This is a genomic window from Haloarcula sediminis, assembly GCF_035656455.1.
Lineage (GTDB): Archaea > Halobacteriota > Halobacteria > Halobacteriales > Haloarculaceae > Haloarcula > Haloarcula sediminis.
Genome location: NZ_JAYMGA010000006.1, coordinates 172,944 through 191,956, shown reverse-complemented (window position 1 = coordinate 191,956; position 19,013 = coordinate 172,944). Strand labels below are relative to the sequence as shown.

At 56.4% G+C, this 19,013-nt stretch carries 14 protein-coding genes and 3 pseudogenes; 8 read left to right on the top strand and 9 right to left on the bottom strand.

Going from position 1 to position 19,013, the window contains the following annotated elements; translation table 11 throughout:
* The first annotated feature begins 159 nt into the window (after window positions 1–159).
* The 4 genes and pseudogenes from VJ162_RS11850 to VJ162_RS11835 all read left to right on the top strand — a co-directional run bounded on the left by VJ162_RS11850 (window position 160) and on the right by VJ162_RS11835 (window position 6,686).
* On the top strand, window positions 160–1,155 hold the full coding sequence (locus VJ162_RS11850) for an aldo/keto reductase (protein ID WP_324664497.1): 996 nt from the start codon (window positions 160–162) through the stop codon (window positions 1,153–1,155).
* 338 nt (window positions 1,156–1,493) lie between these two features.
* Window positions 1,494–1,685: a hypothetical protein gene (locus tag VJ162_RS11845; protein WP_324664496.1), complete on the top strand. Its 192-nt coding sequence runs from the start codon at window positions 1,494–1,496 to the stop codon at window positions 1,683–1,685.
* 3 nt (window positions 1,686–1,688) lie between these two features.
* Window positions 1,689–4,967 (top strand): annotated as a pseudogene (locus VJ162_RS11840) (Eco57I restriction-modification methylase domain-containing protein); the annotation flags it as partial.
* A 792-nt stretch (window positions 4,968–5,759) separates the two neighbouring features.
* Entirely contained in the window at window positions 5,760–6,686 is a 927-nt protein-coding gene (locus VJ162_RS11835; RefSeq protein WP_324664493.1) for an ADP-ribosylglycohydrolase family protein, read from the top strand.
* Window positions 6,687–7,004: 318 nt separating this feature from the next.
* Here the strand turns inward: VJ162_RS11835 and VJ162_RS11830 are convergent, their stop codons facing one another.
* The 6 genes from VJ162_RS11830 to VJ162_RS11805 form a co-directional block, all read right to left on the bottom strand.
* Window positions 7,005–7,334, bottom strand: coding sequence for a type II toxin-antitoxin system PemK/MazF family toxin (locus VJ162_RS11830; protein WP_324664492.1), 330 nt, complete (start codon window positions 7,332–7,334; stop codon window positions 7,005–7,007).
* A 1-nt stretch (window position 7,335) separates the two neighbouring features.
* Window positions 7,336–7,692: a MarR family transcriptional regulator gene (locus VJ162_RS11825; protein ID WP_324664491.1), complete on the bottom strand. Its 357-nt coding sequence runs from the start codon at window positions 7,690–7,692 to the stop codon at window positions 7,336–7,338.
* Between the two features lie 353 nt (window positions 7,693–8,045).
* Window positions 8,046–8,885, bottom strand: coding sequence for a hypothetical protein (locus tag VJ162_RS11820; protein ID WP_324664490.1), 840 nt, complete (start codon window positions 8,883–8,885; stop codon window positions 8,046–8,048).
* 82 nt (window positions 8,886–8,967) lie between these two features.
* Window positions 8,968–9,981, bottom strand: a complete 1,014-nt coding sequence (locus VJ162_RS11815; protein WP_324664707.1) for an alcohol dehydrogenase — start codon at window positions 9,979–9,981, stop codon at window positions 8,968–8,970.
* A gap of 941 nt (window positions 9,982–10,922) precedes the next feature.
* Window positions 10,923–12,206 carry an ABC transporter permease gene (locus tag VJ162_RS11810; RefSeq protein ID WP_324664489.1) on the bottom strand — a complete coding sequence of 428 codons (1,284 nt, stop codon included), beginning with the start codon at window positions 12,204–12,206 and terminating at the stop codon, window positions 10,923–10,925.
* Window positions 12,206–12,967, bottom strand: a complete 762-nt coding sequence (locus tag VJ162_RS11805) for an ABC transporter ATP-binding protein (RefSeq protein ID WP_324664488.1) — start codon at window positions 12,965–12,967, stop codon at window positions 12,206–12,208. Before VJ162_RS11805 ends, VJ162_RS11810 begins: the two co-directional genes overlap by 1 nt.
* Window positions 12,968–13,400: 433 nt before the next feature.
* Here VJ162_RS11805 and VJ162_RS11800 point away from each other — a divergent pair, with 433 nt between their 5' ends.
* From VJ162_RS11800 to VJ162_RS11785, 4 genes and pseudogenes are all read left to right on the top strand, one after another.
* Window positions 13,401–14,144, top strand: a complete 744-nt coding sequence (locus VJ162_RS11800; RefSeq protein ID WP_324664487.1) for a hypothetical protein — start codon at window positions 13,401–13,403, stop codon at window positions 14,142–14,144.
* A 178-nt stretch (window positions 14,145–14,322) separates the two neighbouring features.
* Window positions 14,323–14,673 (top strand): annotated as a pseudogene (locus VJ162_RS11795) (hypothetical protein); the annotation flags it as partial.
* Window positions 14,670–15,481, top strand: a pseudogene (locus tag VJ162_RS11790) (IS5 family transposase). The pseudogenes VJ162_RS11795 and VJ162_RS11790, both read left to right, overlap by 4 nt.
* Before the next feature lie 104 nt (window positions 15,482–15,585).
* Complete coding sequence (locus VJ162_RS11785) at window positions 15,586–16,296, top strand: DUF6498-containing protein (protein WP_324664486.1); 711 nt, start codon at window positions 15,586–15,588, stop codon at window positions 16,294–16,296.
* A gap of 55 nt (window positions 16,297–16,351) precedes the next feature.
* Here VJ162_RS11785 and VJ162_RS11780 read toward each other — a convergent pair whose 3' ends face one another.
* From VJ162_RS11780 to VJ162_RS11770, 3 genes are all read right to left on the bottom strand, one after another.
* Complete coding sequence (locus VJ162_RS11780) at window positions 16,352–17,053, bottom strand: TVP38/TMEM64 family protein (RefSeq protein ID WP_324664485.1); 702 nt, start codon at window positions 17,051–17,053, stop codon at window positions 16,352–16,354.
* A complete protein-coding gene (locus VJ162_RS11775; protein ID WP_324664484.1) occupies window positions 17,050–18,222 on the bottom strand; it encodes a glycerophosphodiester phosphodiesterase in 1,173 nt (390 codons plus the stop codon). The genes VJ162_RS11780 and VJ162_RS11775 overlap by 4 nt, the downstream gene beginning before the upstream one ends.
* Before the next feature lie 505 nt (window positions 18,223–18,727).
* The gene (locus VJ162_RS11770) at window positions 18,728–18,910 is read right to left on the bottom strand and encodes a hypothetical protein (RefSeq protein WP_324664483.1); all 183 of its coding nucleotides are present in this window, start codon (window positions 18,908–18,910) and stop codon (window positions 18,728–18,730) included.
* Window positions 18,911–19,013 lie beyond the last annotated feature (103 nt).

Here is a 19,013-nt window from a genome sequence, read left to right as displayed (position 1 = left end):
GGCTGCTGGAACGGCTATCAGTGGCGTGTAACCGACACCCTCCCCAGGCTCCTGGCCACACTGTGTGTCTCGGTCGCTACGACAGGGCCGAGACGCCCACCCCGCCGAAGACTGACAGGCTCCCACAGGTTTTTCTCCCCCCTGTTCCCCGTCTTGGGTATGGAACGACGACCGCTCGGGACCACCGGCATGGCGCTGTCGACAGTCGGACTCGGGACCTGGAACGTGGGTCCGGTCTGGGACGACGTGTCGGACGAACAGGCCCGTGAAGCGATCCGCACGGCCCTCAAGGAGGGGGCGAACTTCGTCGATACGGCCGAGGTGTACGGCGACGGTCGGGCTGAGCGCCTGATCGCGGACGCCCTCGCGGAGCGCTCCGCCGGCGCGGAGCGGGCGTACGTCGCAACGAAAGCCGCTCCCGACGAGGACGGCCGTCACTCGGAGTCGGGACTGCGTGAGTCCGTCGCGGGTTCGCAGGCTCGCCTCGGTGTCGACCAGCTCGACTTGCTCCAGTTGCACTGTCCGGAGACGGCCGCCTTCTACGAACCCGGGACGTTCTCGGCGCTAGAAGACCTCAAAGCCGAGGGCGAGATAGCCCACGCCGGCGTCAGCGTCGAGAAGGTCGAAGAGGCGATGAAGCCGATCGAATACGACGTGGTCGAGTCGGTCCAGATCATCTTCAACCCGTTCCGGCAGCGCCCGGCAGAGCGCTTCTTCGAGCGAGCCGCTGCCGAGGACGTTGGAATCATCGTCCGCGTCCCCCTCGCGTCGGGGCTGCTCGCCGATGCCTTCGACGGGATCGAGGACTTTGGCCCCGACGACCACCGGCGGACGGCCGCCCGGGAGGGCGTGGCCGCCGGCGTCGGCCGCGAGGGCGGCGAGACGTTCGCCGGCGTGCCGTTCGAGGCCGGCCTGGACGCCGTTGCCGACCTCCGGCGGCTTGTCCCTGAGGACACCACGATGGCGCAGTTTACCCTCCGGTGGATCCTCGATTTCGATGCCGTGACGACCGTCATCCCGGGCTCGACGACGCCCGATCACGTCGCGGAGAACGTCGCGGCCGCCGACCTGCCACCGCTCTCCCACGAGACACACGGGGCCGTACGCGACGTGTATGACGCCCACCTGTACGATGCAGTACACCACCGCTGGTGACCGACCGGCCTGTCTCGCGCGGGCGGTGTCGACCGCGGCGTGGCTGGTACGGTGAGCCGCCGGAGCCGTGCCTACCGGCGGGACTCCCCACGGCTCGACGCGTTGGACACCGCCCCGGGCCGACAGCTCGGCGCATCCAGATGGGCGTTTATCGGGCGGTTTTCGCCCAGTTCGCCGGCCGTCACATCCTAGCCCGGTGGCACTGGCTGCAGGAGGGTAAACAGGCTCACCAGCAACTGCCGTGAGCTGTACCGCGACGTTTGTTAGCAGCTGTCAAACATCGCCAGAAATCTAAGCAAAGACTATACGAGCTGAATCTGACAATCTTATCAGCCAAAATGCCCCCGAAGACAACCGCTCGGAACGTAGACAGCGCCGGGCGTGTGAGTCTCTCGGGGTCCGCGCTTGCGAAGCTCAGCGGCGAGCGCGCCGACGATATCGATGTCGACGTTGCCGGCACCAAAGAAGCCGGCCACGGTATCACCGACAGTAAGGCCGCCGACCGATTCCGCATCGTCACTCCACGATAATTTATGCAAACGCCACTCACCTACTGGACGAACCGCGACCTGTTCTCGAACTACTACCTCACTGAGCACCTCCCCGAAACCGAGGTCTGGAACGAACTCACCGACGACGAACTGCGTGAGGCGAAAGCGGACATTATGGAGCTGTGGGAGCGCGAGAGAGAGACGGCTCCCAAACGAAACGAATCCCAACTCGAGGAAAAGTTTATCCGGCCGATGTTCCGGAAGCTGGGCATCCCCTTTGAGGTTGCGGAGCGCACTAGCGAAACCCAGCGCCGGCCGGACTACGGGTTCTTCGCATCAGCGGATGCTGCGCGTGGCGCGTTCGGACGCCGTGAGAACGGTGGTGATTTCTACAGAGACGCTGTCGCCGTCGCGGACGCCAAACGCTGGGGTCGCCCGCTCGATACGCGGGGAAAGAAGCAACGGGATTTTGAAAACCCTAGTCACCAGATCGACCAATATTTGCGTTTCACATCCACGACATGGGGCGTGCTAACGAACGGGAAGAGATGGCGGCTTTACTACCGGCCAACGAGTCACAAGCTCGACTCCTACTACGAGATCGACCTGCCGACCGTCCTCGAAAAAGGCGATCTTGCGGAGTTCAAGTACTTCTACCTCTTTTTCCGCCATAGCGCGTTTCTCGAAGACGCAACTGGGGACTCCTTTCTGGACGACGTGTATAACGAGTCAAACGTCTTTGCTCAGGAACTGGGTGAGGACCTCCAGGACAACATCTACGAGGCAATCAAGGTGCTCTCTGAGGGGTTCCTGCAGTACCCGGACAATGAACTCTCTGCGGACGACCTCGACCGTATCCACGACAGTTCCCTGATCTATCTGTACCGGCTCATCTTCGTGCTCTATGCGGAGAGTGAGGGTCGGAACCTCCTCGATACGAACAACGAGATTTACGCGGCGTCCTACAGTCTCAATGCCCTCAAGCAGGATATCGCGGACGAGCTGGATAGCTCCCAGCCTCGATATCGAGCCTGGCAGGATACCCTCTGGGATCGGCTGGACGAGTTGTTCAAGCTAATCGACCAGGGAAGCAAATCTCGTGACATCCCCGTCGAAGACCTCTATATCCCGGCATACAACGGTGGGCTCTTCCGGACGGATATCGACGATGACGACAGTGTTGAAGCCCGGTTCCTCGCGAACCACAAGGTGGGTGACGCTTACCTCGCTGAAGTTATCGAACTACTCACCCGGAGTCAGAACGGCGACGGCGGCGGGAAGATCTTCGTCGACTACTCGTCGCTGGATGTCCGCCACCTCGGCAGCATCTACGAGGGCCTCTTGGAGTATCAGCTCGACATCGCTGAGGAACCACTTGCACTGGACGACGGTGAGTACGTCCCCGCACAAGAGGACGATGAAGTGATCGTCACAGCGGGCGAAGTGTACCTTTTGACCGGCTCCGGCGACCGAAAAGCGACGGGGTCGTACTACACGCCGGAAGCTGTCGTTGAGTATATCGTCGAGGAGACGCTCGAGCCGCTGGTCGACGACATTCGGAGCGATCTCGTCGGGCAGAACGCGGTCGACGAGGGCGGGTTCGCCGAGGAGTTCGCCGAGGCAGTGTTCGACCTCAAGATCCTCGACCCTGCGATGGGGAGTGGCCACTTCCTGACGAGCGCTGTCGACTACCTCGCCCGTGAGATTATCGACGCACAGGAGCGCCAGGCCGCCCAGCGGGGAATCGAAACCGTCGACAAAGCGCATGATATCAACTGGGCCCGCCGACAGGTTGCACAGCGGTGTATCTACGGTGTCGACCTGAATCCGCTCGCCGTCGAGCTCGCGAAAGTGTCGCTCTGGCTCCGGACACTCGCCGCCGAACAGCCCCTCGCCTTTCTGGATCACCACCTAAAGACTGGGAACTCCCTGGTCGGGAGCGACATCGAGGAAATCGAGAAACTGGAGTCCGATGCCAGTGGGGGCGGGCAAAATGCCACGCTTGCCGACTTCGGGGTCGCTCGGAAGGGAACTATCGAGCAGCTCATGCGGATCTATCAGGACTTCATCGCCATCGAGAACCGAGAGTTGGCAGACATAAAAGAGATAGAGGCCAAGTACGACGAGTTCGAGCGGAACAAACTCCGTCGACGGCTGGAGGGAATGGCAAACGTTCACACGGCTGAACAGTTTGGCCTCGATACTCTCCCGGGCGACGCGTACAAACGAATGGCGGCTGCCCTAGAGGACGATGCTATCTGGAACGATATCGAACAGACGCAGTGGTTCCAGGATGCTCAGCGATGGGCACAGATGGATAGCTATTTCCACTGGAAATTAGAGTTCCCTGAACTCTATTACGACGCGGCGGGACACCCACTCCCTGCACAAGGGTTCGATGCAGTGATCGGAAACCCCCCTTGGGTTGCCACCGCGGGCCGCGCCGATATCAGCGCGAACATCGATACAGATCTACGGGCCTATCTTGCGGAGGAATTCACGACCGCCGAGAACCAATTTGACCTCTACGTCGCGTTCTACGAACAGTCCGTTCGACAATCACAGAGCGGACGAGTGGGAATCATCGTCCCTGATGCAGTCCTGACTCGGGAACAGAACAAACCGATACGCGAGTTCGTTCTCTCTAACACGTCACTGTCTGAGATCGTTCGCGTCGGGACTGCCTTCGAGGGCGTCGAAACCGGGGCTGTTATTCTCGTAAGCAGTGGTACTGTGGAGCAGATTCGATGTGCAGACACACCCTCGGTAACTGACCTCCCCTCACTCGACTACAACCAGATTCCCAATCGCGTGTTCAAGACACAAGAGGCAAAGCGGTTCCTCATCTATCTTGATGGGGAAACTCGGTCGATACTGGAAAAGGTTGAGAATAATCCCCCTCTGAAAAACCACATCAGTATCTCACGAGGAGAGGAGATCAGCAAGCGGGCCGATTTCCTCTTCGAAAACCAGCAGTCGAACACTCGTCCGATCGCGCCTGGTGGTGCGATTATACGCTATGGCATCGACGAGGAAGAGCTGCGATATGTGGAACAGACCGATGTGCAAAAGGCTCGTGAAAACTACCAGAGCCCGAAATTGGTCTTCCGACAGACAAGTGATTCTCTTGTCGGAACATTCGATACAGAGGATCTTGTAACGATCAAATCGGCATACAACATCCACAGTAACACGGATTCAGTCGACGAACTGAAACACGTTCTGGGGATATTGAATTCGGCAGTGCTCAACTTCTATCACCACTATAAACACGCTGCATACCGCTCCGTGTTCCCACAAATCAACCAGTCCACTTTTGAGGCGTTTCCTGTCCCAATTGGGGAGGCGCCGGACGAAGTGATCATCAACGCTGTCAACGAGCTACTTGACCTGACTGGCGACCGCTCACAGCTCAATCTTCGAGTCGAGGACTATCTCGGCACCTACGAGTTTGGCTCCTCGATAGACGAACTCCCCGGGTGTCAACCATCCGATGGAGTCTCGGCAAGCAAGCTTGCAGCGACTACCGACGAGTGGCCGAACCTGAAGATCGGGACAGTCACGGTCGAAGAGACGGGTAGTGCTATTGTTCTAACTGCTACCGCACGATACAAGCCAGACAGCGATGCCGTCGAGACGGACCGGTGGGGCTACGCCGAAACGGAGCCTATTCCGGCGGTAGAGTTCGTCGGGTTGGACACCGAGTATGAGACCCTGGTCGAAACGTTTGTTCCGTACGCGACTGAGACAGCGGGCGGCTTCGCGAACTTCAGGGAGAACGCGACTACTTCGAAGTCCCTCTATGACCGCCTGAGTGAGCTACAGCTACCCCGAGTTGCCGACGTGGAACGTGGACTGCAGCAGTTCATCGACAGGCGGGAGCGTGCCGACGAACTCGACGATCGGATCGAAGACGCCCGGCTGATGCTCGAAGAACGGGTCTGTGATCTCTACGGTCTGACTGACGAAGAGAGAACCGTGGTGAAAGACGAGTTCATCAATGACTGACTTCGACGCCGGCGACCACGTCAGGTTCGCTGGTGGACGTGGCGATCTCACGAGAACCAAGGTACTGACCAAACGACTACATCCCTCGCTTCCAGTGATATAGGCGTGTCTTCAACTGATTCCGACCGAGCAGCTGGCACTCTTGTTGGCCTCGCTTGTGGTGATGCGCTTGGACGGCCAGTTGAGTTCACATCGTCGGAACAGATCGCCAGTGAACACGGCCGCGTTACGGAAATGCTGGCCCATGGGACACATGGACAACCCGCCGGGACGGTCACTGATGATACGGACATGATAGTGTGCATTGCGCGTAGTCTCGCCGAAAAGCGGGCGTTCGACGGACAGGACATCGCCGACCGGTTCGCAAAGTGGTACGACGACGGCCCCTTCGACATCGGGCTCATGACCGCTGACGCGATTAGCGAATACCAGAGCGGCACGTCATGGCGCGACGCCGGCCGGGAAGTCTGGCAGCGCCGCGCTGAAGGCTCGAACGCTGGGAACGGCAGCATCATGCGGTGTGCCCCTCACGCCATCGCGTTCGCCGAGGCGTCAGACACGCTCGAACAAGTGAGCAAGCAGTCTTCGGCGATTACCCATTACGACCCCCGCTGCCAGTACGGGTGCGTACTGCTCAATCAGACCATCGCCGGGTTCCTCCGGGGTGCGGAGTCACCACTCGCCGAGGCGATCGTACGTGTTGACGGTGATGGGCCGGACGAGCTCGTCGAGACTATCCGTCTCGTTCCGGACCTCGTGGATGACAAGCAGTTAGCGAACACCGGTTATGTCGTCCATACGTTACAGACCTCACTGTACGACGCGCTGACGGCAGACAGCGCTGAAGAGGCCATCGTCAAGTCGGTCAACCGCGGCGGCGATACGGACACACTGGGGGCTGTGACTGGTGCTCTGGCTGGTGCACGCTTTGGTGCTTCGGGGCTTCCCGATAGGTGGCTTGAGACAGTGGAGTACCGGAACGATTTAGCCCTGCTCGGGCAGGCGCTTGCCACTGGCCAGATTACCGGGTGAAGATAACCCCAAACGTATCGCGGAATCTGCGAAGCGGTCAAGCGCCTCGGTGCTGGTCGTCCTTCGCTTTCTGTTTCGCAATCCCGTGTCGTTCCCCGAGGTGGAAGACGAACACGGCAACTACCACGAGACTGACTGCCAGCAGCATAGTTTGAAGAAGCCGTGCTCGTTCAACACCAAGCAGCCAGACGATACCGACCCCGGTAAGCGCCATGCTCCCGATGATAGTCAGCACCCTTCGGTAGCCACTCTCAGTCATACTAGTCGTTTGATGGGTGTTAGAACTCGGGTCAGTGATCTGTGCAGAGAATCGATTCATCACAGTACCCGGGTCAGTTCGTGTATACTGTCTGCAACCAGAGTCATGGTTGAGTCGTCGATCTGTGCCACACGCTTGGTGATCTCTTGGTGGGGAAAGACGTGCAGCGACCACGGACTCACGTAACTCGGATACGTCTTCAGTTCGCCTTCGATGAGCGAATCGACCGTCAGTTCAACTGCGGTCTCCCGCTCGGTCGATGTGATGACCGCAACTGTATACCGATCGCCGAAGAACGGCCGGTTCCGGTTCGAGACGACGAGATACGGTCGGACCCCGGTTTTGAACGTTGCTGGTGCGAGGACGATACTGCCTTGTGCGTAGGCCATCCTACGCGTTCTCTCCTAAATCCGGCGCGTCGTCGGCCCACTCGTCATCGTCGCCGTAGGCATCGTCACCATACTCGGCCTCGATCTGCTGGAGGCTCACTACGTTCGCGATTTCCGAGGCTGCGACATCATCGGCAACTGCCCAGTAGGAATCCACCTTCCGAACGAGGTCCTCCTCTTGGAGCCGGGAGAGGGTCTTGTGGACGCTTGAATGTGGAACGTCGGTCAGTTCCGTCAGTTCCTTCGGGCTGAACCCCATGTCGGGATGGTCGAGCAACACCGTGAGCAGTTCGTGGGCGTTCGTGCCCGGTTTAACAGGCGGCGTGTCTCCTCCGCTGGAATCGATTCTGATTGGCATGTGTGTCCGTATATGTCAGTATCTGTCTGAGAACGTGATAAAATTGTTGTCGTCAGCATACGCCCGTGATCAAAACCTGTATCAACCGCCCTATATCCCCTGTTCTCGCTGAACAAGCAGTGATGAATGCGTGCCCTGCAACTCACATGGCACTCTGAACACCCTCTAATATTGGCAGACTCGCAGTAGTCACTTCGCACATCTACTGACCGGCTATTTCACACGACAACCTGTCTAAAGAATAGGTTTCAACAGAGCTAGTGGAATCTAATTCTCCTGAATGGCTAAGAAGGAGGGTCCTCAAGCTGGTGTCGCTTCACTCCAACTTGGAGAGCGCTAGTCAAGAGAGCAGTCTATTCCGCTGTAGACTGGTGTTGCTGAACACGCTCAGCGACGGCAGACTGGAACGCGGACAGTGAGACGACAAACTCACCATTTGAGAAGAGGTCTCGATATGATTCACGGGCCACATCCGCGATGAGACAGTCACGAATCGTGTCGACAGTCACTGATTGTTCAGCTCCGTCCAGCGCCGCGATCGTCCGCTCGATTTGCTTAGTAGTGGCGTACTCCGCCGCCAGTGTTGTCGCTGACTGCGATTCGGAGACAGGCTCTTGATCCTGTTTTTGATGCCACGCTACAGCACGCCTTCCGGATTTATCTCGGATCAGAACACCAACTGCCTGATCATCCCGCCACGCTGACTGTGGGAACTCAGACTCATCCCCGTACCGAGTGAAATCAGCGTGGGCGGCTGCCAGTTCCTTCTCAATGGCCGGCAACGTCGGCAATCCCAGTCGATCGAACACACTGGCTGCCGCATCCGGCGAGAGAAACTGGTCCTTCTGCCCGGACCAGATATCGACACCGACGAATGGTGGCACCGAATTCCAGTCGTACTCGACCCCCTCATTTCGAGTAGCAGTTCCACAAAACGTCACACTACTTGGGTCGTCAGTCGCCGCCTCAAGTGCGTCACGGTCCAGTCGCTCGTTAATCAGTTCGGCTGCTCGACGGAACTGCGGTGGCACGGCGGCGACGGTGTCGAAAGACTGCTCGGGTGTAGCGAAGGTTACGAAGCCGGACGCCGCGACCTGGAAGCGAAACTCCCCACCAGTCGGGAGTTCTTGCACCCAGACGTGTCCGGAGAACTCGACCTCGTCAAGCGCAGGCGCCTCGGGACACTGCTTCACGTTCCAACTCACACGGCATGCGGTGGTAAATCACGGGGGTGTCTCGACACCCAAGACCGGCAATCTCGTGGTGACAGCGGGGTCAGTCACCACCGGGTTTGAGGACGACCCGGAAGCGTGCTTCATTTGCGAGCATTCGTTCGTACGCTTCGCTGACCTCGGTGAGTGGATATGTCTCGATTTCTGGTGCTATGTCGCGGAGGGCACTAAATTCCAGTGTGTCTTGGGAGTCTCTCGCATGGCCGGACGCCCAGCCTTCGACACCGGAACGCGCACCGACGAGTTGCTGGGCACTAATCTCAACTGGTTCGCCCGGGACACCGACCACAACAACGGACCCATCCGTTCCGAGCCCACCGACAACGGAACTGATTGCCTCACTAGCCGGAGCCGTTGCAAGCACGACGGAGGCGCCACCGAGCTCTTGGAGGCGTTCAGCTGGGTCGTGTTCCGCTGTGTTGACAAAGTGGTCCGCCCCAAGCTCTAGCGCGAGCGATTCCTTATCGCTGCTGCGTGAGAGCGCAACGGTCTCGAACCCCGCTGCATGGGCATACTGTACGCCGAGATGTCCAAGCCCACCAATACCCTGTACGGCGACGAGGTCTCCCGGTCGAGCATCAGTATGTCGCAGGGCATTATATGTCGTGACGCCGGCACACAAAAGCGGTGCAGCGTCGACCGCATCCAGTCCATCAGGGATGGAGGCAACAGCTTCTGCAGGGACCGTCGCATACTCCGCGTATCCACCATCGTAAGTGAGCCCAGTTATTTCGCCGTTCTCACACTGCTGGAAGTCGCCACGCCGACATGGCTCACAGGTGAAACAGTGTCCGCCATGCCAGCCGGCGCCGACGCGGTCGTCCACGCTCAGTCGGTCGACACGCTCGCCGACCGCATCAACACGCCCAGCTATTTCGTGGCCCGGCACCCGCGGATAGCTGATACCAGGGTACGTTCCGTCCTTGACGAAGGCATCGCTGTGGCAGATCCCACATGCCTCGACGGCGATCCGAACCTCGCCCGGACCCGGATCGGGGATTTCCCGTTCAACTAGTTCGAACTCCCCACCGGCTTCGGGAACGACAACCGCCTGCATTTGTTCAGGCATCGTCAGTATTGACGCACGGACGCAACAAAAAACACTTGTTGACCTCTCAACAACTGGCTATGGAGTCGGTCAGGAGGCATGGCGAATTAAAACCTTGCGTACAAGTCCTACTTTCAGTCAGACAGGGCGCGCATTAAAACGGGCGACCGAGAAGAAGCGCGCGGACATCATCGCCGACATCGTCGGGATCAACCCGGCGCCCCAAGCGTCGAGGAACTCGACTACATGAACCCGCCGCTCAGCAGCAACTCGATACAGTAACGTCGACCCGGTAGCTGTTGCCGCGACATCGGCGACTGACGGCGGCACACCTGAAGCTGCTGAACCGCTCGGTAGCGACTCATCGGTCACTCAGGCCGAGCTGACAACTGAAATCGAAGCGCTTCAGGCGGTGAAAGTGCCGATATCGGCGGACTGACCGGGACGCCTGCTGCTCCGTCAGGTATGACCATCTGCTAGCTCGTAGAGACTAGCAGTGCATGTGGAGATTTCACACACCACCGTTTCCGCTGAAATTTCCAGTGACGGTGCCAGGGAGCCAATATACGATTTCCAGTTGCAGTACTGGTGTCCGAGCGGGGGCAAGGATTGACAATAGCGAGCGGAATCCCACGGCTAAAGCCGTGGGACGAAGTCAAGATCCCTTTGATGTGCTCGTGCTCACGCTGGCTCGCACCATAATGTGACCCGACGAGTCCGACCGCTTCGGCTCCATAGACGAGACAGTGGACGCGTGTATCCAGTTCGGCTTCCCGCTGGGCGAGTCCCGTGTGACTTCGCCTCGCTCACCAACAGCATTTGTAGCTAACGGGACCGCTTTGCTCGTAAAGCGGGAAGTCTTCGGCATCGAGCATCGGCAGTTTCCCGCTTCATACGCCTAGTGCTACCGGTCGAAGCCGACGCTGTCCAGCGATTCACCAGAGCCACTATCACTCGTACCGAAGGGCCTCAATGGGGTCGATTCGAGCGCCGTTCCAAGCGGGGTACAGACCAGCAACGACGCCGACGAGCACCCCGACGGCGACGGCAATCCCTGCCCATTCTATCGGGAAAATAAACGGAAGAGCGAGGAACGTCGTCGTACCGTACCCAGCAAGGACGCCGAGGATGATCCCGAACACGGATCCGAACAGCCCCAGGATAACTGCCTCAACGAGGAACAACTGAAGGATATCACGGTTCTGGAACCCAACGGCTTTCATGATTCCTATCTCACGTGTCCGTTCGGTGACGCTCACGAGCATGATGTTAGCAATACCGATCGCGCCGACAACGAGCGAGATGACTGCAATGCCCGTGACGACGCTCGTGAAGGTACTCACCAAGCTCTGCATTTGCCTGACAGACTCATCGATTGTCTGGACACTCACTCCGTGCGACGACGGGAGAAGACCCTGCGCATCCGAGTCAGCAGTAAAGTAATCTGTGACACGTTTAGCGACCTGGTCAACTTGGTTGTAATTAACTGCCACGACAGTCAACTGCGAGTAGACGCGCTGATTTTCTCCCGTTGCTGGACTAACAAGTTGGGTCTGGTGGAACGGGTCCGTCGGGCCGTAGATCTCGGGTGGTGGACTGTCATCCGAAGAACCGAATTCACTGCTACTGCTTGACCCTTCGAGAATGCCGACGACTGTCGCGTTAATCCTCTCACCACCGCTTCGAGTGACTGTGACCGAGTCACCAACAGCGACGTTCTGCTTGAACATAGTCGCTGCAGCTTCGTTCAGGACGACTTCCCGTTCACCAGGTGAGAAGGGGCCACCAGCGGAGAAGTTTCCCGCTCCCGTCTGGCTGAAGTAGGCAGGCGTCGTCGCCGTCATTGCTGCTGTTGCAACCGACTGTCCGCTATATGTGACGCCTGAGAGTGCGACGTTCCCCTCTGGAACGACCGTTTCCACGCCTTTTAGCTCTTGGAGCTGTTGGATGTCGTGTTCGGTGAATACCGCCAGACCGCCGCCACCCTCTCCCGAGCCGCCATCGGCGCTTTGCAGCTGACTCACAACTGTCATTTTCGGGGGCCCTGCAGCCACGTCGTTCGAAGAACCTGCAGCCACGTCGGCAATGATCGCGCCTTGAAGGCTCGCGCCTAATGTGACTAACGCGATAACGGCGCCAATGCCGATGACGACGCCGAGTGTGGTCAGCGTCGAACGGAGGCGGTGTCCGCGAATCGTCCGCCATGCCATCCGAAGACTCTCGAAGGGGTCCATTACTCACCACCCCCAACTGTTGGCCGTACAGGGGAGTCAACTATCTCTTCGCGTTCGATGGCACCGTCGAGTAGGTGGATGATCTTATCGGTGTGTTCAGCTATGTCACGATCGTGTGTCACGATAAGGATCGTCTTGCCACCCTCGTGGAGTTCGCTGAGTAGCTTCATGATGTCGGCTCCAGTTTCCGAATCCAGATTCCCCGTCGGTTCATCGGCGAGAATCAGTGCTGGGTCGTTAGCGAGGGCGCGAGCGATGGAGACCCGCTGGCGCTGGCCCCCCGATAGTTCGTTTGGCCGGTGCCCTGCCCGGTCACCGAGTCCAACACGTTCTAAGAGTCGCTTCGCACGTTCATTTCGCTTACTTCGTGACACTTTCTGGGCGACCATTGGCTGTACGATGTTCTCTTGGGCAGTCAGTCGAGGCATTAGGTTGAAAGTCTGAAAGACGAACCCGATCTCGCTGCCCCGTAGCCGCGTTCGTTCTCTACTGGGGAGCTGAGTCACGTCCCTCTCGTTGACGATAACTCGCCCCTCCGTCGGAGTGTCTAAACACCCGATGAGATTCATCAGCGTACTCTTCCCTGAACCGCTCGGGCCCATGACGGCAGTATATGAACCACGCTTCAACTGGAGAGACACTCCGTCGAGAGCATCGACGGGTTCTCCCATCTGGTATGTTTTCCGGACATCCTGAACCGCGACTGCTGCCTGATTCGTGCGTTCGCTTTTCCCGACACCAAGTTTGTCAGAAGACGACATTTCTGACACCCCTTTGTGCCGGGCTCTGTTCTGATTGGGTACTGGACTGAGCGAATCTGAGTATTAGATCGGTGGTAATTGCCCTATCAGCGCGCTTGTGTCCGAGGAACCTATCGCCCCCTCCTTGCTCACAAGACGAGTTAATGACCTGTACTGCTGTGGCATCTCTACACTGCTCTAAACCATGCGTTCCGATCAGTCTCATTCGAGTGTCCCTCGCTTCCGGGAGCAAATAAACTATAGAGACCGTTGTATCCAATATCGGCCTTGTAAGGCCGTATAGGCTTATATTCTGGCGAATTGATTTTCGGAAGCGAAACCGCCGAGTTTGGAAGAGCCATCTGATATACGGGTGGTATAGGTGATACACCCATATTCCAGAAACACCCTTCAACCGAAAATAGTAATTCTCTATACCCTGTATCCGTACAGTATGGCGGGTAAGTCGGCTTCACTACTCACGAAAACCCAGCGAAATAGGATCCGGGATGATTTCGCTGATCTCGATGAGGAGAAAAAACGCCGGGACCAACAACGAATTCGAGAACGGGTAAGATCAGGTCTTTTGGATTTCCAGCTGCTTGCCGACTATCCAGACCGGCAATTCGAGATGGCGCTCGATGAACTATCGGATGACGAACTCTTGACGATACTCGCGTCTACTACCATTGTCATTGAGCGACTCCAGGAACTCAACGATATCGACCGTGCGGAACTGATCAGGGAAGTTCGCACCCAGATTGAAGACAACCCCGACACAACGAAAGCTGCTACCATCGAGCAGATCGAACTTCAGACAACGGCAGAGATTCGCAGTCAGGCAGAAGCCGCCGTTGAAGAACGGTATGAGGGGGGTCCCTGGGATAAACGGGCAAGCAGGCTGGGAAAACTAGCCATCGCATTTTTCGTTCCTTACGCAATTCTCGAATTGTCCGATGAGTATATCGCCGAAGGAGTGGCGATCTCTCTCGAACCGCTGTTACCACTATTTGCTATCCCTTTCCTCGTATGCACATTGGGATGGTTCACTATCATATCACTAAAAATATTGAAATATAATATCATCCCAGTTCTTGTGAGGTTTCGGCGAAATCCAGCAGCAGTAATAAGAGAGGGATTCGAAAGCCTGATCAGGGATCCGGGAAAGCAGATGCGGAAAGCGTGGGACGAGTTGTAGATCTATCACCTGAAGGTTTGAGGGCGAAAAGGTCGGTAATCGAGTCCGGGAACCGACCCACATTGGTGACCGAACGGGTACGTCTTTGGATCACAAGTGGGCGTTCCGACCGTCATATAAATACGTAGAGTACAAAGCCGAAGCCGCCGGTATATCGGTGATGTAAGTCGAGTCGCCGTACACGTCAAAGCGGTGTTCCAAGTCCGGATTTATCGCAGACGAGACTCGCCCGCCGCGCAACGACTTCCGGTGTGGGAAGTATCGGTCGGAAACGAACGCGGACTACAATGTAGCGAAGAACCTCTGCCTGCGGTACGTCCGTCGAGGCCAACTGTCGCCGGATGGGTCACAGTCAGCGCCGTTAAAGGCTGGAATTCTGAATCCGAAGAGCGGATTTACCGCCTACCCTGATAGACACGAGACCGAGTTCACGGACAGGCCTGACCCTCGATACATGGACGGCGGTTATAATTGTCAGGCTTTGTTGAAATCTTCAGAGAGTTGTTCACCGTGTGATTCCACAGGATGAAGGCCCTCTCGAAGTCGCAGATTCTCCGGTTTACTGAGAAGGCGATCCAACTGGCACGCCGAGCTGTCTCTCGATACTCCTCGCCGTTTTCCAAACACCGCTATACACTCCCGTAGCACGTTTTTCTGCTGTGTCTCAAAGTTCGGAAGAATACGACCTATCGTGGTCTGCTTGACGAACTGATCGAGATACCACGCATTCGTCGAGCTTTGGATTAGCTGAACTTTCTACGTCATCAACGCTCTGTAAGGCGTTTAATCGGCTTGATATGGCTGTCTGGCGTGTTATATTGACTCTCTGTGACGCTACTTCCGACGAGTGGAATTGTTGTAGTTGATGCGCCAGGGTTCGACCGCAGTCACGCCTCAAAACACTACACGAAACGGGCCGAACTCACTATTCAACAGCTCAGACACTATTAGTCGATACGAAGGGGAACACCATCCCTGATCTACATGTAACAACGATATGAAAATATGATAGCCAGATCGCGCCGTCGTTGGTCAAACACAACCCCGAGACCGTCGACATCCTGCTCGGTGACAAAGGGTACAACGACCAGAAAATCAGACGGCTTGCCCGTCAGTACGAGGTTCGGCCACTGATCAAGCACCGTGAGTTCACGTCACTCCACCGAGCATGGAACGCACGCTTACACGCTGACCTACGGGCAACGGAGTCGATCTGAGCCAGTCAACTCGACGCTCAAAGAAAGTACGGTGCGTTCGTCCGATCACGACGCTGGTGGAAACAGTTCCGTGAACTCACCGTCGCCTGTCCCGTTCATAATCCTGACCGGTCGCTCTGAGCGGTCTATGCATTATCTAGCTACGGGTTGTTATATCTTATTGTAGCTGAAGGCGAAGTATTCAACAGAGCTAACTAAACGCTACCGAAGAAATGTGTAGATGGATGGGAAAGAGTAGTCAGATAGAGGAGAGCAAAACAATACCCGGAATGCTCAGAGAGTCCCGCGATTTCGTTTTTGCGTGTATTCTGAACTCTGCACTTATTGTTGGAGTAGTTGTATTTGAGTGGAGTCTCGTTGAAATCGCTGTCATCTATCTCATCGAGATAGCGATTATCAACCTCCTGTTCTTTTCTGTCGCGTTGTTCACGCCACAGTCCGTGGATGATCTCGATGGGGATTCTTGGGATGAAGAGCCCACTCCAATTCAACCGATTGCGCTAATACCGCCGGTATACTGGCGGAATATCAAATATGTTTTGCGAAAGGCGATTATCTCAGTTTTCATTCTTGCAATAATCATGAGGCCTGTGGTTCCCGGTTATGATTTGGACTCAGGACTTTCCCTCTCAGTTGGGCTCGCAATTGCTGGCACTGTTTTCTTTCAGCTAGCACGCGTCTGGCGCTATTTCATCGTCAACCGGTCGTATCAAGACAAATCACCGGCAGACGCGTTGGCTTTCGCGTTCAGGCCCGTCTTTGAGTTGTTTCTGATGTTGGTCTTTGTGGTTGCTCCGGTCAGTTTTGTGATTATCGGGACGGGTACCGATCTGTATTCACGGGCCGTGTGGTTGCTCTATTTAGTTCCCATGGGGGCGATCAGGGCGTGGATAGGGAGTTTAGACCCGCAGACAGATGATTTTAGTATCAAATAATATATAAGTATGGCTCTCTGGGGATTTCAACAAAGCCCATGTCTCTATTGTGTGGTCAAAACCGCATGTGTTCCTCCAGACGATAGACCCAATTCTGGATCTCATCTTGTTTAAAATAACCAACGGCCGAAAGCGCTACTAACACTCCAATGAGCACTATGCCGATAACAAACCGACCACTTGCCAGTTCACCACCAGCATAGACAGTGAGAACGTACGCGGGGAAGCGGCCGATGACAATAGCAAATAGAAATGTTTTGAACCGCCACGGGGTGAGACCGGCGAGGAAACACACTGCGTCGTCCGGGAGTCCGGGGATGATAATGAAGGCGATAAACCCCGGGAGCCCTACACGTTCAATAAATCCGTCGAATCCAGCTATCACATCCTCGTGAAGGACTCGTTCGACGAGAGGCCGACCATATCGCTTTGTGAGGAGAAACGCGATACTGCTCCCAACTGTGACGCCGAGTAAGCTATAGATTGTGCCATTAACTGGCCCGAAGAGGTACCCGCCAGCCAGCGCTAGCAACTGACCGGGAATTGGTGCAAAAATAACCTGCGCAATTTGGACGAGGATGAACACTAGCGGGGCAAAGATACCGAAGCTACCGATCCACTGGCGGACACTTGTCGTGTCCAGTAAGCTGGGTAGAAGCTGGGAGGAGAGCAGATATAGTGCGATGGCAGCGACAACAGTTCCACTGAGGATTACGAACTTCTGTGTGCGACTCAGCGTGGACGCAAATACCTTCATTGTCTCCACCGACCGGTAACGGTTGACCCGCCCAGGGGAACGTTGTGAAGCCTCTCGGTCACTGCTTCATATACCGACAAAACGTCGTTCTGAGCTTTGTTCCAGAGCTTGTTCACTTTGGTCGCCGGTGCGGATCCTGTAGACTGAATGGGGACCGTTCCTCGGCTGCATAGCCAAGAGTAGAATCGGCGAACACTAGTCAGATATAATTCTCCCCGCCATTCCCCATTTCTCCGTTTAGCTACTGCTTTCCCTTTCCACAGAAGGACCGATAGCTTCCGTTTCATCGTTGAACTGCTTTGCGTGATAAGACGGCCTGTACGTCCGCTATCGGTGGTACTGAGGTGGATCGTTCCGACATTTTGGGTGATGAGGGTGAGACAAGAGCTGACCAGAACAAACGGGTACGTAATGCTACTGAGTGCGATTGGAAGCAGTGAGATGGCGAGCTCCTGAACGGGGTAGTGGTCAAAGTTTGTTCCTTCTTGTGAGGAACGCGAGGATAGTGGGCCAACGGACACCGGACGGTCAGCGATCACGCCGTCAGCACCGGATTTTCGAAGGATTTGCGCCCCAACGTCAGTATTTATCGTCCACACGAACGTTTCCAGTTCCTTCTCGTGTGCTCGCTCAATGAGATTTGTAGACAAGCAGATCCCCCAGTGGGGTTGAATGTGAGTGCAACCCAATTCCTCCGCAGTTTTGAGATTTTTCTCTGGATTTATCGCAAAGATGAGTGAGGTTGGGATGTTCGGATCAACCATCCTTACTTTCCGGAGAACTTCCGTATTCGCCGACGAGACCACGATATCGGCTTCTCTGTCCCGAATCGCTTTCACAACATCTTCCGCTAAGCCATATTCTTTCAGTTCAAGGTTGAGACCGACACTCGATGGAACGGTATCAAGAACGCTATTGAGCGTCGGAACGCCCTGCCCGGATTTATGGACATTGAGATTCGCCAGCTCTGTGGCCGAAAAGCTATCTACTCGGCCACTTGCGTCAGTAACAGCGTCCAAAATTCCGTCATGGATAACCACAATTTCCCCGCTTCGACATCGACGGAGGTCCAATTCGATCATATCAGCGTGTTCGGGTGCGTTTTGAAACGCAGTTTGTGTGTTCTCGGGGAAGGTTTCGGCGAATCCCCGGTGAGCGATTAATTTCATTGGCGGTTCGGGAATCTCCTGCTCCTTCCGACACCGAGTCGAGACAATCGAAATACAATACGCCGTAGGCTACCCTGGGGTGATTTTGGGCCAGCAAAACGGCTGAGTCCACACCTATCAAACTGATTGAAATATGTTGATTCAGGTAATTCTCCGTATTGCTTCGTCAGACCGTGCGCTTCAATCGTGCTCATTCGAGTGTCCCTCGCTTCCGGGAGCAAATAAACCATAGAGTCCTTTTGTATCGAATACCGGACTGATACGCCCATACAACGCAAAATTCGGAAGAATTACTTTCCACCAATCAAACCGCTGAGTTCGAGAGAGTGGCACGCTTTACAGGTGATATGGGCGTACACCCGTTTCCAGAACCGGATCTCAATCGGAAAGAGGCCCTGTTAAGATATCAAAGACACCCACAAATACCATATATCTAACCAACCTCACACAGATTTGGCGTTTTGGACTGCGATAACTACGAACGGAGAGTCGATGCAGTTGTCGGTCACTTCGCCGTGACGCCCAGCGTGTGCAGTCCGGCCGCACTGGCCCGGGCAAGCTCGTCGGGGTTGTCGCCCCAGACCTCGACGCTCACCGGGCTATCGAACCCGATATCGCCGATCCCGTCGAACACGAGTTCCCAGCGGACCCCGCCGTCGCCGGGCAGGCGGCGGTCGGTGTCGGTCACGTGGCCATGTGGAGCACGTCGCCGACGGCGTCGTAACCGTGCTCGACGGTCTCCTCGAGCAAGTAGGCCGGCCGTCAGTGCGGAATGTACGGGTAGGCGGTCG

Bases quoted from the DNA above. Each gene is read 5' to 3' on its own strand.
- VJ162_RS11850 (WP_324664497.1), top strand. From the start codon at position 160: ATGGAACGACGACCGCTCGGGACCACCGGCATGGCGCTGTCGACAGTC.
- VJ162_RS11815 (WP_324664707.1), bottom strand. From the start codon at position 9,981: ATGCAGGCGGTTGTCGTTCCCGAAGCCGGTGGGGAGTTCGAACTAGTT.
- VJ162_RS11775 (WP_324664484.1), bottom strand. From the start codon at position 18,222: ATGAAATTAATCGCTCACCGGGGATTCGCCGAAACCTTCCCCGAGAAC.
- VJ162_RS11800 (WP_324664487.1), top strand. From the start codon at position 13,401: ATGGCGGGTAAGTCGGCTTCACTACTCACGAAAACCCAGCGAAATAGG.
- VJ162_RS11785 (WP_324664486.1), top strand. From the start codon at position 15,586: ATGGGAAAGAGTAGTCAGATAGAGGAGAGCAAAACAATACCCGGAATG.
- VJ162_RS11845 (WP_324664496.1), top strand. From the start codon at position 1,494: ATGCCCCCGAAGACAACCGCTCGGAACGTAGACAGCGCCGGGCGTGTG.
- VJ162_RS11810 (WP_324664489.1), bottom strand. From the start codon at position 12,206: ATGGACCCCTTCGAGAGTCTTCGGATGGCATGGCGGACGATTCGCGGA.
- VJ162_RS11825 (WP_324664491.1), bottom strand. From the start codon at position 7,692: ATGCCAATCAGAATCGATTCCAGCGGAGGAGACACGCCGCCTGTTAAA.
- VJ162_RS11830 (WP_324664492.1), bottom strand. From the start codon at position 7,334: ATGGCCTACGCACAAGGCAGTATCGTCCTCGCACCAGCAACGTTCAAA.
- VJ162_RS11780 (WP_324664485.1), bottom strand. From the start codon at position 17,053: ATGAAGGTATTTGCGTCCACGCTGAGTCGCACACAGAAGTTCGTAATC.
- VJ162_RS11805 (WP_324664488.1), bottom strand. From the start codon at position 12,967: ATGTCGTCTTCTGACAAACTTGGTGTCGGGAAAAGCGAACGCACGAAT.